This window comes from Oryzihumus leptocrescens, assembly GCF_006716205.1.
GTDB classification, from domain to species: domain Bacteria; phylum Actinomycetota; class Actinomycetes; order Actinomycetales; family Dermatophilaceae; genus Oryzihumus; species Oryzihumus leptocrescens.
Genome location: NZ_VFOQ01000001.1, coordinates 780,179 through 793,785 on the forward strand (window position 1 = coordinate 780,179; position 13,607 = coordinate 793,785).

Consider the following 13,607-nt stretch of genomic DNA (forward strand, 5'->3'; position numbering starts at 1 on the left):
CTCCTGCCCAGCAGACACCGGCGCCGGGTGCGGGCAACCCTGCCGTTGGGGGACCTGGCCGCGATGGCGCCTACGCCGAATGGCCGGGCCGCGGAGGCCGGGTCGACCGCGGCCCGCGGTCACGCGTCCTCGAAGCGCAGCACCCGCTTGACGGCCACCCGTGCTGCCTGGTCGATGCGGGTGAGCGGCAGCCGCTCGGCGCGGTAGGTCTCGGTGCAGTGTTCCCGTGCGCCGAACCCCGCCTTGAACCTGGCCAGGCCGGAGCCGGGACGGGCCTCGCCCATGCTGTAGTGGGTGCAGGAGGAGCGGCAGGCGTCCTCGATCGCGAGGCGGTGCAGGAGGTCGTTCGCGCGCGTGGGCGAGGCCACCTCCCGGTCCATGGCACCGCGCCAGTACTTGGCCTGGGTGCCGTGGCGCAGGACGATCAGCGCGGCGGCCGGGTGCTCGTCCTGCCAGGCGACCCATACCGAGCAGCGGTCCCCGAGCCGCTCGGCGACGGTCTGGAACTTGTGCGGAGGGTTGGCCCGCTGCATACGCCACCGGGCCAGGAGCTGCGGCTCGTGCTGCGCCTCCGCCCACCGGGCCACCGAGGCCCGGTACAGCTCGTTGAACACCCCGACCAGCCGGCCGGCGCGGTCGACCTCCACCCGCAGACCCGACTGCTCCGCCTTGCGCACCGCCCGTCTCACGCTGGGCTGGAACCTGGTGCCCCAGACGTGGTCGAACCCGCCGGAGAGGTCGAGCGTGTAGATGGCCTGGGTCTCGCGGTGGAACGCGGACGGTGCGCAGCGCCAGGCCGGGTCGGCCAGGGCGCCCAGCCGCACCGTCCGCCGCAGGGCACGGTGCTCGAGCAGGTCCTCGAACACGGAGCGGGTGTGGGCCACCGTGACCGGGCCGTCGGCAACCGGGCCGCCCGTGCTCCAGTCGAACGGCCACGAGCCCTCCACCGCAAGGGCCGCGGGAAGGTGCCGACGCCGGGCGAACGGGAGCAGGACCTCCCGCCCGTCGTCGAAGCGGTACAGCCGGCTCGCGTCGGTCCAGGGACCGGTCGCGCAGATGCAGTCCAGCCACTCCGGGGTCTGGGTGACTGTCGCCTCTGTGCTGCGGCGGAGCAGGTCCACCCACGCCTCCCGGGGTGCGGGCACCGTCACCTCGCGCACCGTCACCATGGGGTCCTCCTCGCCAGCACGGCCAGCAGCTGCAGGGACCGCACCGGAACCGTGCCGGTCCCGCCCTCGGGAAGTCCGAGCACCGCGAGCATGGCCCGGGTGCGCGGCGGGAAGGCCGGGGGCCGGCAGGCAGGGCAGTCACCGGGGCGGTGACCGAGCAGCTGGGCGCAGGCGTCGAGCAGGCCGAGCTGGTAGGCGTGCCGGGTCAGGGGCACCCCCGCGGCGCGAACCCGCGCGTCGGCGTTGCGCGGCGCCCGTGCCAGCACGGCCCGCTCCATCATGGGCAGGTCGCTGGCGGAGTCGCCGACAGCCAGGGCACACCGTGCCCCGCCCCCAGCCATCAGGTGGTCCAGTCCCGTGCCCTTGTCGAGCGCCCGGGCGCCGATGTCGGTCTGCCCCTCTCCCTGGACGACCCGCACGTCCGGCTCGCGCAGGAGCGGGATGGTCCGCGCCAGGTCGCCGCGGAGGGGGCCACCGTCCTGGCGCACCCGCACGGCATACCGGTGCCCGGCATCCACCTCCAGCCCGCGCGCCTGCAGCTCCGTCCGCACGGCAGTCATCAGCTCACGTGCCGCGGCGTCCCGCAGGTCGACCTCCCGGCCGGTGCGGGGGTCCCAGGTGGCCATGCCGTACTCGGCCACGGCGCCGGCCAGGCCCAGGCGCTCAGCCCTGTCCCTGGCGTCGTCCAGGCTGCGTCCGGTCACCAGGGCCGGGCGGTAGCCGTGCGCCCGCAGGGCCCGCAGCGCCAGCACACCGGCGGGGGAGGAGGCGGGGAAACCCAGCCGGTCGGTCTCCAGGACGCCGTCGAGGTCGACCGCCACCCATGGCCCGCCGGCCGGGGGAGCCAGGTCCGGCAGGTAGCACCCGGCGAGGTAGTCGTGGACCGCTGCGGCGCCGCTCTGCGCCGCGCGGTCGGCCGTCAGGGCGCCACCGCGAACGAGGCGGTGGACGTGGGTCAGCCGGTACAGGAGCCAGCGCTCGGCGTCGACCCGGCGGCCGGTGCCCGCCTCCCACGCCTGGCGCAGGGTGGCCTCGAATGCCGGCGACCTCGCGGCGGCGGCCGCGCCGGCGAGGTCGAAGACCTGGTCGTAGCAGCTCAGCTCGGTGTTGCTGAACGCGAACTGGTGGAAGTCGACCTTGCGGAAGCCGCCGGATCCCGTGCTGGGCCGCCAGCGCTCCAGCTCCGTGGCGCCGTCGACGACGCTCGGGTGGTCGCAGGCGAGCAGCCGGCGGGTCAGCGGCTCCAGCACCACGGTCCGGGCGACCGGGGCGGCCGGACCGTAGGGACGGGCGAGCAGCTCCGCGGCCACCTCCCACACCGGGTCGCGGCCGCGCAGCCCCGGGGTCGGGTCGGCGCCGACGGGCAGCGCCTGAGCACGGTCGGCCACGTAGGAGGCCACCAGCCCGGCCCCGGCCAGGTCCTCGCCGGCGCCCGGTCCGTCAGGCAGCCAGTCGCGGTACAGCAGCCCCTCGGAGAACCCGTAGACGCGCGGCACGTGGTCGCCCAGCGCGTCCGCCACCGCCAGGGCCTGGCGGCCGAGGTAGCCCATCCCCGCCCCCTCGACGAGCAGGTCCCGTCGTTCCGGCCTGCCGGTATGCCGGTCGAGCAGGTCGACGGTGTAGCGCGCCCGGAGGTGTCCGCGCCCCCCGGGTGCGCCCGGCGGCCCCAGCCGGCGCACGGTGCCCACGCGCCAGCGGGCCCCCAGCATGCGGGCGAGCTCGACGCCCACGCAGTGCTCCTCGAGCCGGCGGTGCACGCTCCATGCCGGCCCGGGCAGCAGGACCGCCTCCCGGGCGTGCAGGGCCGACGGGAGCTCCGGCGGGTCCCCGAACACCGACAGCGCGAGCACCTGCGCCGCCCCCGGCACGCCGGCGCCGCTGACAGCCCGGAGCGTGCCGGCCAGGGTGGATCCGGAGCCCGGCGGGTCGTCGCAGACCAGCACGAACCCGCCGCGGGCAACGGTGTCGCGCAGGACGTCTTGCTCCCACTGGAGGAAGGGCCGGGGCGGTCGGTGGGTGACCACCTCGGGGCGGGGGGCGCCTTCGGCCCACAGTGCCGCGGCGAGCAGGGGGCCCAGGTAGCTGCCGGAGGTGCGTACCCCGACGACGCAGACCGGCCCGGGAGGTTGGCCGCTGTGGTCGAGCCAGGCCCGAGCCAGGAGTCGCATGTCGTCGGGGTGCTGGTCGAAGCCGCGGAAGCAAGCGGGCGGACGGGCGACGTCGCTGCCCAGCGAGCCGGTGCTGCGGGCCGCCACCCCGGCCAGGTCGGCCAGGCGGCGCCGGTCCACCTCGCGGTGCGGCTGCAGGACCTGCGCCGCGAGGCTCAGGACGAGCTCGGCCAGGGCTGCCCGTGCGTCCGTGAGCCCGTCGAGGTGTTCATTCCGGCCGCGCAGGAGCAGGTCGGCGGCCGTGCCGGCAGTGACTGCGCCCCACCTCGCAGCGCGGGAGCGTTGCCCGGCAAGGTAGTCGGCGGTTCGTCGCAGCTGCAGCGGGTCAGGGTGGCAGTGGTCGTCGACCAGCTGGGTCAGCCCCGCCGCGGCGAGGTAGGCGTCGAGCCAGTCCCCGGACTCCAGTGCCCGGGTCAGGAGCTCGGCGAGGGTGCCGGCCGGCAGCAGCAGGTCTGTCACGAGGAGGGCGCCGTCGGATCCGGTCCGGTGCGGGACGGGCAGCGGGGTCCTGAGGTCGGCGCTCACGACCGCCCCACCGGGGCAGGGGCCATCGCGCGGGCCCGCCGCCACGCGCGCCACACCCGCGCGGCCGCGCGGTCGTCGCGCAGCCCGACGGGTGCCCCTTCGCCGCCGAGCCACTGGCGCACCGTCGACGCGGGGGTGTCTGCGGCGACGGTCAGGCGGGCCAGCGAGAACAACGGGTCGTGCGGGCTGCACAGGGCGTTCTTCACCGAGCAGGCGGAGTCGAACCCCGCCTCGACCACGCTGCGGCGGACGAGCGGGCTGGAGTAGCCGTGGGGGTAGGCGAAGGAGCGGATCCGCCGTTCCAGGCCCTCCTCGAGCTGGGCCTTGCTGACCTGGATCTCCGCTCGCGCCAGGGGCGCTGACAGGAGGTCGAGCTGGGGGTGGGTGACGCTGTGCGCCCCGATCTCGTGCCCCTGGGCGGCGAGCTCGCGGGCCTGGGCCCAGTCGAGCATCAGGTCACCGCCGGGGCTCCTGGCCGCCAGGAACCCGCTCGTGAGGTACACGGTGGCGACGTGCCCGTGCCGGGCGAGCAGGGGAGCCGCCAGCGTGAGGGTGTCGGCGAAGCCGTCGTCGAAGGTGATGACCACGGGACGCTCGGGCAGGGAGGCCCGGCCCGCCATCCCGTCGCACAGCCTCGACACGGTCACCGGGGTGCGCCCGGACTCCTCCACGAGCGCCAGGTGCTGGTCCAGCGTCTCCGTTGCCACGTTGAACGGCGCGATCCAGCTCGAGGGCTCGGGGCCCACGCGGTGGTACAGCAGGATCGGCACCGGGCCGGCACCCGTCAGGGCCGGGCTCATCGGGGCACCGGCCGGTGCAGGCAGCCCGCGATGCTCACCACGGCCAGGAGCAGCACGAGCGCGGTCGGCGACCACAGGCTGGCGATCGCCAGGGCTTCGGAGGTGAGGGCGGCCAGGGCCACGCTCACGGCGACGGCCAGGGTGGCCCGGGCCAGCGGGTCCTTGATCCCGAGCCGCCCCTGCAGGGCCAGGCCGGGGACCACGCCCACGAACCAGAACACCAGCGGCGCGCGCCAGGGCTGGCCCACCAGCCCGAAGGTGCAGGCCAGGGCTGCGGCCGACGACCCCAGGACGACGGCCAGGAGCGCGGGGCGCCCGGTCAGGGCCGTCACCGGGCACCTCCCGCGGAAGGCAGGCTTGCGGCGAAGATCACCGCGTCGCGGTTCTGGTAGACGACGTGGTAGCCGGGCGCGTGCTCCAGGGCTGCGCCGACGGCTGCGACGGCTCCGTCCGGCAGGACGCCGGTGTAGCGGACGGAGTCGACCTGGCTGCGCGTCAGGACGACGTAGACCGGTCCCCGGCGCTCCACCACGGCCTCGTCGACGGCCGGCAGCGGGGAGCTCACCATCGTGCGGCGCTGCGCGGGCGGGAGGTCCTCGAGGAAGGCGTAGTCGTAGGTCTCGTAGTGCGTCCAGGCCCACGGGAAGTCGGCCGTGGCGCCGACCAGCATCGCGCGGTTGGGCGCGTGGGCGTACAGCCACGTCGAGGCGGCCACCTCCTCCGGCGTGAAGTAGTTGGCGCGCTCGCGGCCGTAGTACGCGGCGCAGAACAGCATCGACATCGTGATCGCCAGTGCGGCGATCGCCGTCGCGCCGCCGGTGCGGGCGGTCCGCGGGTAGACCAGGCCCGCGGCGAGCAGGGCCAGGAACGGCAGGGCGAACAGGTAGACGCGGAAGACCATCTCGCCGCCGTAGCTGTTGGCCGCCAGCAGGGTCACCGGCGTGGCCGCCAGCAGGCCCGCGACCCGGTGGGGCTGGCGCGCATGACGCAGCCGGAACCAGCCGGCGACCGCGCACAGGCCGACCAGCGCGGTCAGGGCACGCGAGGCGTAGGACACCAGCTTCTGGTCGAGCGTGGCGTGGCTGAGGTCGACGAAGCCGGTCTGGGCGTTCTGCCCGAGCTGCCCGATCGAGGCGATGATCCAGTAGAGGTTGTCCCGCAGGAACGTCGTGGCCATGAACGCGACCCACGCCACGGTCATGGCGGCCACCACCACCGGCAGCCACGCCGGGCCGGTGTGGCGCCCGAGGCAGAGGACGCACAGGGCGGCGACGAGCATGAACGGGGTCAGCTGGTGGCTGGTGACGATGCCGCCGGCGAGGAGGAGCACGACCGCCAGCAGCTCCCGGCGCCGGACCGGCGCACCCGTGGCCTGCCCGGGCAGCGTCTCGCCCATCCAGCGCCGCCAACGCGGCAGCGGGGTGCCGGCCCTCGCCGCCGGCAGCCACCGCAGGCAGACGACGAGGCACACCAGGTAGAGCAGGTAGGCGAAGGCCTGGGGGGAGAAGTAGTCCTGGGCGACCCAGTTGCCGAGGTAGAACACCAGCAGCGCCAGCCACACCTGGCGGGTGTCCCGGGCGAGCGTCGTGAACAGCAGCTTCAGTGGCCCGAGGGCCAGGAGCTCGACGACCGGCGGTGCCCACGCCGCGTAGGAGAGTGCGCTGCCCAGCCCGGACACCTTGACCAGCAGGGCGTTGAGCGCGAAGAAGCCGGGCCAGGACTGGTATGCCGAGAAGGGGCTGTCCATGCGGGGGGCCACCGCGTGGTGGCGCAGGATGAAGTCAACGACCCCGACGTGCTTCCACCCCCAGGCGTAGCGCAACGAGTCGTAGAGGATCGCCGGGGTGGCGTGCAGGATCGCGATGAGCAGCACGAAGTAGGCGACCAGCACCACGGGCCGGGTGGACCCCTGGTGGATGAGCACAGCCAGCGTCCCGATCACCAGCCCCAGCGCAGCGCCATAGGTGAGCGGCAGGACCGAGAGCAGTCCCAGGTCGCTCATCCCCCGCAGGTCGACCCGGCGCAAGGAGCTCAGCCAGAGGGCCAGGGCGAGGCCGAGCGGCAGGAGCTGGCCCAGGAGCGGCAGCACGCGACGGCGCGACCGGGTGGGGGCATCCACGACGGCCCCCGGGGGGAGCGCCGAGGCCGGGGGGCCGGGCGTCGTGAGGGAGGCGCCCTCGGCCTGCTTGCCGGTCACCGCGTCACCCCACCCTCGTGGACGGCGCGCAGCACCGGGAGGACGGTGCGCCGCGACCAGAGCGGGCTCGCGCCGTAGCGGGCCGACTTCTGCAGGTTCATGTGCACGTGGGCCAGCCAGGTCAGGAGCAGCAGGGACTCGTCCGGCAGGCCGTGGCCACAGGCGGCGGACCCGATGAGCTCGGCTTCGCCGCGGTGCCAGTACTCCCCGCGGCCCAGCCGCTCGGCCACCTCCCTGCCCAGGGCGCGGTGGCCGTGCTCCGCGGCCGTGGTCAGCAGCCAGTGCGCGGGGTCCAGGGCCGGGAAGGAGTCCGGCCGGGCCCCACCCCAGTCGAGGATCCCCCGCACCACGCCGTCGGGCCAGACCAGCAGGTTCCCCGGGTGCAGGTCGCCGTGGCTCCAGCCCAGGGTCACCGACCGTCCCTGGAGCCGGCACCGCAGCACCCGCTCGAGGTCGTGCAGCCCCGACCGGACGACCTCGCCGTCGGGCAGCGCCCGGGCCAGGGCCGCGACCGGTGCCCCCACCCACCGGTCCAGCAGCCGCGAGTCGACCGCGACGATGGAGGACTCGAGCCGGTGCAGGGGGGCGAGCGCGCAGAGGGCCTCGTGGGTGAGGCGCCCCGGCGTGTGCTGGTCCGGAGGCGCCCCGGGCAGGCGGCTGAGCAGCAGGTAGCCACCGCGGGCGTCCTGCCAGCCGCCCAGGACCGTGGGGATCATGCGGCGCCAGGAGCCGAGCCGCTCGTCGGCGGCAAGCTGCTGCAGGACGCGTCGTTCCGCGGCGAGGGACCTGACACCCCCCTCGCCCGTGGCGACCTTGAGGGCCGCCGACGACGACGGCGAGCGCAGGAGGACCACGGAGGAGTCGGACACCGACCGCAGCGTCCGCTCCGGGGTCCAGCCGTCCGCCGCGACGGCCTGCACCGCGCGGCGGCGGGTGCGGCGGGGCACGGTGGGCCACGGGGGAGCCACGAGGTGGGGCCCGACCCACCGCAGCCCCACCCAGGCCGCCACGACCGACTCGGCCACGAGCCACGCGAACCCGGCGCCCGCGATACCCACGTGGGGGACGGCCAGCAGGGTGCCCCCCAGCACCCCCACGCTGAGGGTGGCCATCGTCCCGACCACGACGGTCATCCGCCGTTGCACCCGCGCCCGGCTGACGGCGAGCGCCACGACGCAGTTGGGCACCGCCGCCAGGGCCAGCAGGCGCAGCGTGGTGGTCCCCACCTCGACATACCACGACCCGAAGAGCCGCAGGATCCACGGCGCGAGGACGACGAGCACCGTCACCGCCGGGACCACCATGCCCAGGGAGTAGGTGAGCACCTTGCGGTGGCGCTCCTCCAGCCGGTGCGGCTCCAGCGGGCCGTGGGCGACCAGGGACTGGCCGAACGACGCGGGGACGTTGAGCAGCACGAAGCACATGGACCAGGCGAGTGCGAAGACCGCCGCGTGGGACGGGCCGGTGAGGTTGATGACCAGGATAGGGGGCAGCGTGGTGCAGGCGATCCAGGCCAGGGCGGCCAGGTAGTCGGGGCCGACGTAGCGCACCAGCTCGCGCAGCGTGGGGGCCGTGGCCGGCACGGCGCGCGGGAGGGCAGTGAACCGCGGGTATGCGCGGGCGGCGTAGTACCAGACGGCCCCGGCCAGGACGACGGCCATGGAGACGGTCCAGGAGAACCAGACGCCGGCCCCCGGCACCGCCACCGCGAAGCCGAGCAGCAGGACGAGCTTGCCGAGGTTGAACGTCTGGGTGGCGACCGTGGACGCCCCGGCCTGGCCGACGGCCACGAGCGTCGAGCAGTGAAGGACGTACAGCGTCCAGCCCATGGTGGCCGCGACGAAGAAGAACGCCTGTGGTGGGGAGGACAGGAGCGGGCGGAGGGCGGGCGCGAAGGTGCCCAGGCCCATGAGGAAGACGGCGGCGGCAACGGCGCTCGTCGTCAGGGCGACGGCGTAGAAGCCGAGCACGAGCCGCCCGGCCCTGGCGCCGGCGGCGGGCACGAAGCGCAGGACGGCGCTCATGAGGTTCAGCTGCGCGACGCCGGCAAGGAACATCATCGCCGAGATGAGCGAGGAGTTGGCGCCGACGACCTCCGGCGGGTAGAGGTGGGCGGCGGACAGCCAGAACGCGACACCGGCCACGGCCGTGACGACCGACCCGCCGGCCAGGAGCCATCCTGCGCGGTAGACGGGCTGGCTCCACTGGGCCGATGCGCGACGCCGGCCGAGGCCGAGGATGACGCCCACGCTCATGGGGGTGCCCCCCAGGGAGTCGTGGACCGGTAGCGCCACCGGCTGAGCAGGTAGGCGGGCGGCCCGAGGGCCAGGCCGGCGCGCTCACGCCAGGTGAGCTCGGTGGGGAAGTCGGAGCGCTTGCCCTGGTTCTTCGGCGAGTCGTGCGCCAGCAGGTGGGCCGTGGCGGGCACGGCGCGCCGTGCCATCTGCGCGACCAGGGACGGCTGCCGCCACGCGGTGGACGTGAGGTAGGCGCCGAGCCCGATCCCGTAGCCGAAGGACTGGCGGCGCAGCCCCGCGTAGTCCCGCCGGTGCCAGTGCCGCACGATCGCGGCCGGCTGGTAGGCCAGCACGCCACCGTCGAGGACCACCCGGCAGAACGCGGTCAGGTCGTCGCCGCCCCGGGCGGGGGTCCCGGCACCGGTGGCCCGGTCGAACCCGGCCCGGTCCCGCAGCCAGCCCGTGCGGAAGGACATGTTGGCGCCGGAGCCGAACCGGCCGGCGGTGAACGGGAACAGTGGGTCAGGGCTCGGTCGCGTCAGGCTGAAGCGGCGTTCCTCGAACCCGCGGGCGAACCCGCCCGCCTGCTCGACCCACACCTGGGCGGCCGTCTCGAGCTCGGCGGCCAGGATCAGGCCGGTCACGCAGGTGACGTCCTGGTCGGCGAACGTCTCCGCCACCGCGGAGAGCCACCACGGGTCCACCTCGACGTCGTCGTCGGTGAACGCGACGACGTCCCCGGTGACGTGGTCGAGGGCGGTGTTGTGCGCGAGCGCCAGTCCCGGACGGCTGGTGTGCACGTACCGCAGGGCGAAGGGACTGCTGCGTGCCTGCAGCGCCAGCCGGGTCTCGGCGCTCGAGGGGGCGCTGTCGACCACGACGACGTCGAACCGCTGGTAGCGCAGGCGTTCCAGCGACGCCAGGGTGCGCTCGAGGCTCGCGGTGCGGTCGCGGGTCGCCACCACCACGGTGATCGAGGGTTGCCCCGGCGCCGAGCGGACCTCCAGGCACCCCGGGGCGTGGTCCGGGGCCAGCCCCTGCACGGGCAGCCGGTCGGGGACCGACGCCCCTTCGGAGCGAAGGTGCTCGCGGACGCGGTCCGCGACCTGGGGCCACGCCCGGGCCGCGAGCTCGTCCGGGGCCAGCCCCGCTCCGTCCCAGCGCAGGTCGACCTCACCCATGGGCCGGGTGTGCAGCCGGGCCAGCAGCCGCGTGCCGGCGTGCCTCGGCGAGGAGGGCAGGTGGGGCAGTGGCGCGTCCAGGTCGAGGTCACCGACGAGGAGCGGTTCAACCATGGTGTGTGGCCAGCTGACGACGTCCGGAGTAGGGCAGGTGCAGCAGGTCCAGGGCGTGGCGTGCCCGGTGGCGGCGCTGACGGTCACGCAGCACGCTCCTCAGGACGAGGTTGCCGTCCCGGATGGCGTGGAGGTTGGACCGACCGCTGCGGCGGGGCAGCTCCAGGCTGGGGACCTCGGCGATCCGGAGACCGGCCTTCAGCGCGTGCACGGTCATCTGGGCCTCGATGTCGAACCCGTCCGCGGTCAGGTCGAGCAGGTCCAGGAACTGGCGGTGGAAGGCGCAGAAGCCATAGCACAGGTCGGTGAGGTTCGCGTCGTACAGCGTGTTCACCAGCTGCAGCAGCGCCCAGTTGCCTGTCCGGCGGAACGCGGTGATGTCCAGCGACCCGCCACCGGCGATGAACCGCGAGCCCTTGACGAAGTCGTAGCCGTGGGTGAGGAAGTGCAGGAAGTGCGGGATCTCCCGCGCCGACATGCTGCCGTCGGCGTCGATCATCACCACGATGTCGCCGGTCGCGGACGCGAAGCCGGCCCGCAGCGCATCGCCCTTGCCGGTGCCCGACTGGGCGACGAAGCGGATGTCGGGTCGGTGGATCGAGGCCATCAGCAAGGTGGCGTCCTCCGAGCGGCCGTCGACCATGACGACCTCGTCCACGCAGTCGGGGATCTCGCCGAGCACCCACGCGAGGTTGCGCGCTTCGTTCTTGGCGGGGATCACCAGGCTCACGGTCAGGGCCCGGGGGGCAGGGGCCGGGCCGAGTGGCGTCGTGGCGTGCAGGGGGCTGTCGGCGTGGGTCGCCGGTTCGGTCGACCAGGGGGATGCCCCGGCCGTGGTAGCGGGGGCAGCGGTGACGTGGGTGCCCGATGCCCCGTTCTGGGTGGTGTGTGCGGTGTTCGGCAGGTCCACCGGAGTCTCTCCTCACATCCGGGGAGTGAGCCGCAGCCCGACAAGTCTTGGCTGCGCTCGCGCAAATGCAGTCTTCACAGTCCGGGGCTTGTGGCCGGACGCTGGCGGGAGCCGGACGGTGTGGGTCGCCGAGCTGTTCTGATGCCCCCGTCACCAGCGAGTCTTGTTCGGCTCCGCGGATCCGCACTCAAGCAATGCGCGTACGGCACCGGCGTCATAAACGACGACCGTTCCTATGAGGGGTCACATCCAGATCGAGGTGAGCGGTGGCTCCGACGCGGCACGCCCCACCGGCGCCACCCGCAGCAGGTCGGACAGCATGCGCAGCACGCGGTAGTGGTTGACGTGGTCGGCGTAGTGCCCGGGCCGGACCCCGGCCCCGACGACCACGGTGACGACGTGGTTGGCAGCGTTGTCGTCGTCCTCGTCCCACGTCAGCACGAGCAGGCTGTTGTGGGTTCGGGCCCACGCCGCGTAGGAGCCCAGGTGCGTGGCCAGCCAGTGGTCGCCGGTGGCGATGCTGCCGTCGTGCATGTCGTTGGCGACGTTGGGGACCACGAAGGCCAGCGCCGGGAGTGCCGCGGGGTTGGCCGGCCACTGGCTGAACGGCTGGTTCGCACCGGCGGGGACGGTGGTGAAGTTGACCCAGGGGTTGTGCCGCCGCGCGTAGGAGCCGGCGTCGCACCCGGTGAACCCGGTGGCGGGCAGGTCCTCGGAGTAGCCGACGAACCGTCGCCCCGACGCCAGCACGCGGCTGCCGAAGTTGGCGCCGGTGTAGGTGTGGGGGCAGGAGTCGTCGCCCAGCCCCTGGGTGGACCCGGAGAACAGCGCGAGGTAGTTGGGCTCGCTCGGGTGCGCCACGGCATACGACTGGGTGAGCAGGGCGCCGGACCTGGCCAGGCCGTTGATGAACGGGGCGTCGGAGGCCCCGATGATCTGCCCGTAGGAGTGGTTCTCCATGACCACCACCACGACGTGCGCGGGGCGGGGCACCCCAGCGGCGGCGGCCGACGCGGCCGGTCGCTCCGCCACCCCGGTGGTGTGCTGGACACCCCCGGCGGCGGAGGGCATGGCGCAGGCGGCGAGCAGGGAGGCAAGTGCGGCGGTCCGGGTCGCTGCGGCGCGGACAGGACGTGGCGCGACGGTCATGGGGCCCTCCCCAGATGGCTTGGTGGTCCGACGAGGTCGGTGTGCGGCCCCTCGTTCGAGGCTACGTCCGTCCCGGGCCGGGCGACGACGGCCCGCGCCTGTGAATCCGTGACGTCGGGCCCGGCCACCTGCCGCTCCGTCGCACCGGGGCGCCCGGGACAAACGTCCCTGTCGGGGAGGTCGCGCAGACACACGATGAGTCCGAGCGGAGGCAGGCATAGCCGCGGCCGGCGCACCGCTGTCCGCGTGACCCCGTCGAGCCGGTAGGGGAGGACCCCCATGCAGGTGCCGTCACCGTTCGAGTACGAACGGGCTTCGTCCGTGGACGAGGCCATCGCGTTGCTGCAGCGCCACGGGGAGGGCGCCCGGCTGATCGCCGGTGGTCACAGCCTGCTCCCGCTGATGAAGCTGCGGCTCGCCTCGCCGGAGGTGCTGGTCGACATCAACGCGCTGACCGACCTGCAGCGGATCCGGGTCGAGGCCGACGCCGTGCGCATCGGCGCGATGGTGCGTCACGCCGAGCTGCTCGCCTCGGCGGTGGTCGGCGAGCACTTCCGCCTCCTGCACGAGGCCGAGCAGGTGATCGCCGACCCCGCGGTGCGCAACCGCGGCACGGTCGGCGGGTCGCTGTGCCAGGCCGACCCCGCCGAGGACCTGTCGGCCGCGTTCGGGGCGTTGCGGGCCGAGGTCGTCATCCGCGGCGCCGGCGGCGAGCGCGTCGTGCCGGTGCGCGAGCTGGTGACCGGGCCGTACGAGACCGTCGTCGCGCCTGACGAGATCCTCACCGAGGTGCGGGTGCCGATCCGCCCGGGCACGGGCAGCAGCTACCGCAAGGTCGAGCGCCGCGCGGGCGACTGGCCGATCGCCTCGGCCGGGGCGGTGGTCCGGCTGGAGGGCGACACGATCGCCGAGGTCGGCATCGGGCTGGCGGCCGTGGGCGCGGCGCACTCGGTGGTGCGCGGCGCCGAGGACGCCATCCGGGGGCGGGCCGCCGACGAGGAGAGCATCGAGCTCGCGGCGGTCCGGGCCAGCGAGGAGTGCTCGCCGACCACCGACCAGCGCGGGCCCGCCGACTACAAGCGCGCGCTCGTGGCGGAGCTGGTCCGTCGCGTGCTGCGCACCGCCATCGCGCGCAGTCGCGGAGAGGAGGCCTGAGG

General features: G+C 74.5%; 10 protein-coding genes. 1 reads left to right on the plus strand and 9 read right to left on the minus strand.

The window, feature by feature from the left end; genetic code table 11:
• Positions 1–119 precede the first annotated feature (119 nt).
• The 9 genes from FB474_RS03715 to FB474_RS03755 form a co-directional block, all read right to left on the minus strand.
• Positions 120–1,169, minus strand: a complete 1,050-nt coding sequence (locus FB474_RS03715; RefSeq protein WP_141787425.1) for a GNAT family N-acetyltransferase — start codon at positions 1,167–1,169, stop codon at positions 120–122.
• The gene (locus FB474_RS03720) at positions 1,163–3,862 is read right to left on the minus strand and encodes an HAD family hydrolase (RefSeq protein ID WP_141787426.1); all 2,700 of its coding nucleotides are present in this window, start codon (positions 3,860–3,862) and stop codon (positions 1,163–1,165) included. Before FB474_RS03720 ends, FB474_RS03715 begins: the two co-directional genes overlap by 7 nt.
• Positions 3,859–4,662 (minus strand): polysaccharide deacetylase family protein, encoded by an 804-nt coding sequence (locus FB474_RS03725; RefSeq protein ID WP_141787427.1) that lies wholly within the window; start codon positions 4,660–4,662, stop codon positions 3,859–3,861. Before FB474_RS03725 ends, FB474_RS03720 begins: the two co-directional genes overlap by 4 nt.
• Entirely contained in the window at positions 4,659–4,994 is a 336-nt protein-coding gene (locus tag FB474_RS03730; RefSeq protein ID WP_141787428.1) for a hypothetical protein, read from the minus strand. Before FB474_RS03730 ends, FB474_RS03725 begins: the two co-directional genes overlap by 4 nt.
• Positions 4,991–6,859 carry a hypothetical protein gene (locus tag FB474_RS03735; RefSeq protein ID WP_141787429.1) on the minus strand — a complete coding sequence of 623 codons (1,869 nt, stop codon included), beginning with the start codon at positions 6,857–6,859 and terminating at the stop codon, positions 4,991–4,993. The genes FB474_RS03730 and FB474_RS03735 overlap by 4 nt, the downstream gene beginning before the upstream one ends.
• Entirely contained in the window at positions 6,856–9,114 is a 2,259-nt protein-coding gene (locus tag FB474_RS03740; RefSeq protein ID WP_141787430.1) for a phosphotransferase, read from the minus strand. Before FB474_RS03740 ends, FB474_RS03735 begins: the two co-directional genes overlap by 4 nt.
• Entirely contained in the window at positions 9,111–10,391 is a 1,281-nt protein-coding gene (locus FB474_RS03745) for a glycosyltransferase family 2 protein (protein ID WP_141787431.1), read from the minus strand. The genes FB474_RS03740 and FB474_RS03745 overlap by 4 nt, the downstream gene beginning before the upstream one ends.
• Positions 10,384–11,112, minus strand: coding sequence for a glycosyltransferase family 2 protein (locus FB474_RS03750; RefSeq protein WP_246092032.1), 729 nt, complete (start codon positions 11,110–11,112; stop codon positions 10,384–10,386). Before FB474_RS03750 ends, FB474_RS03745 begins: the two co-directional genes overlap by 8 nt.
• 432 nt (positions 11,113–11,544) lie before the next feature.
• Positions 11,545–12,450, minus strand: a complete 906-nt coding sequence (locus FB474_RS03755) for an alkaline phosphatase family protein (protein ID WP_141787432.1) — start codon at positions 12,448–12,450, stop codon at positions 11,545–11,547.
• 279 nt (positions 12,451–12,729) lie between these two features.
• Here FB474_RS03755 and FB474_RS03760 point away from each other — a divergent pair, with 279 nt between their 5' ends.
• Positions 12,730–13,605 carry an FAD binding domain-containing protein gene (locus FB474_RS03760; RefSeq protein WP_141787433.1) on the plus strand — a complete coding sequence of 292 codons (876 nt, stop codon included), beginning with the start codon at positions 12,730–12,732 and terminating at the stop codon, positions 13,603–13,605.
• Positions 13,606–13,607: the final 2 nt, after the last annotated feature.

Coding starts and splice junctions, on each gene's coding strand:
- FB474_RS03715 (WP_141787425.1), bottom strand. CDS start 1,169: ATGGTGACGGTGCGCGAGGTGACGGTGCCCGCACCCCGGGAGGCGTGG.
- FB474_RS03755 (WP_141787432.1), bottom strand. CDS start 12,450: ATGACCGTCGCGCCACGTCCTGTCCGCGCCGCAGCGACCCGGACCGCC.
- FB474_RS03725 (WP_141787427.1), bottom strand. CDS start 4,662: ATGAGCCCGGCCCTGACGGGTGCCGGCCCGGTGCCGATCCTGCTGTAC.
- FB474_RS03760 (WP_141787433.1), top strand. CDS start 12,730: ATGCAGGTGCCGTCACCGTTCGAGTACGAACGGGCTTCGTCCGTGGAC.
- FB474_RS03740 (WP_141787430.1), bottom strand. CDS start 9,114: ATGAGCGTGGGCGTCATCCTCGGCCTCGGCCGGCGTCGCGCATCGGCC.
- FB474_RS03745 (WP_141787431.1), bottom strand. CDS start 10,391: ATGGTTGAACCGCTCCTCGTCGGTGACCTCGACCTGGACGCGCCACTG.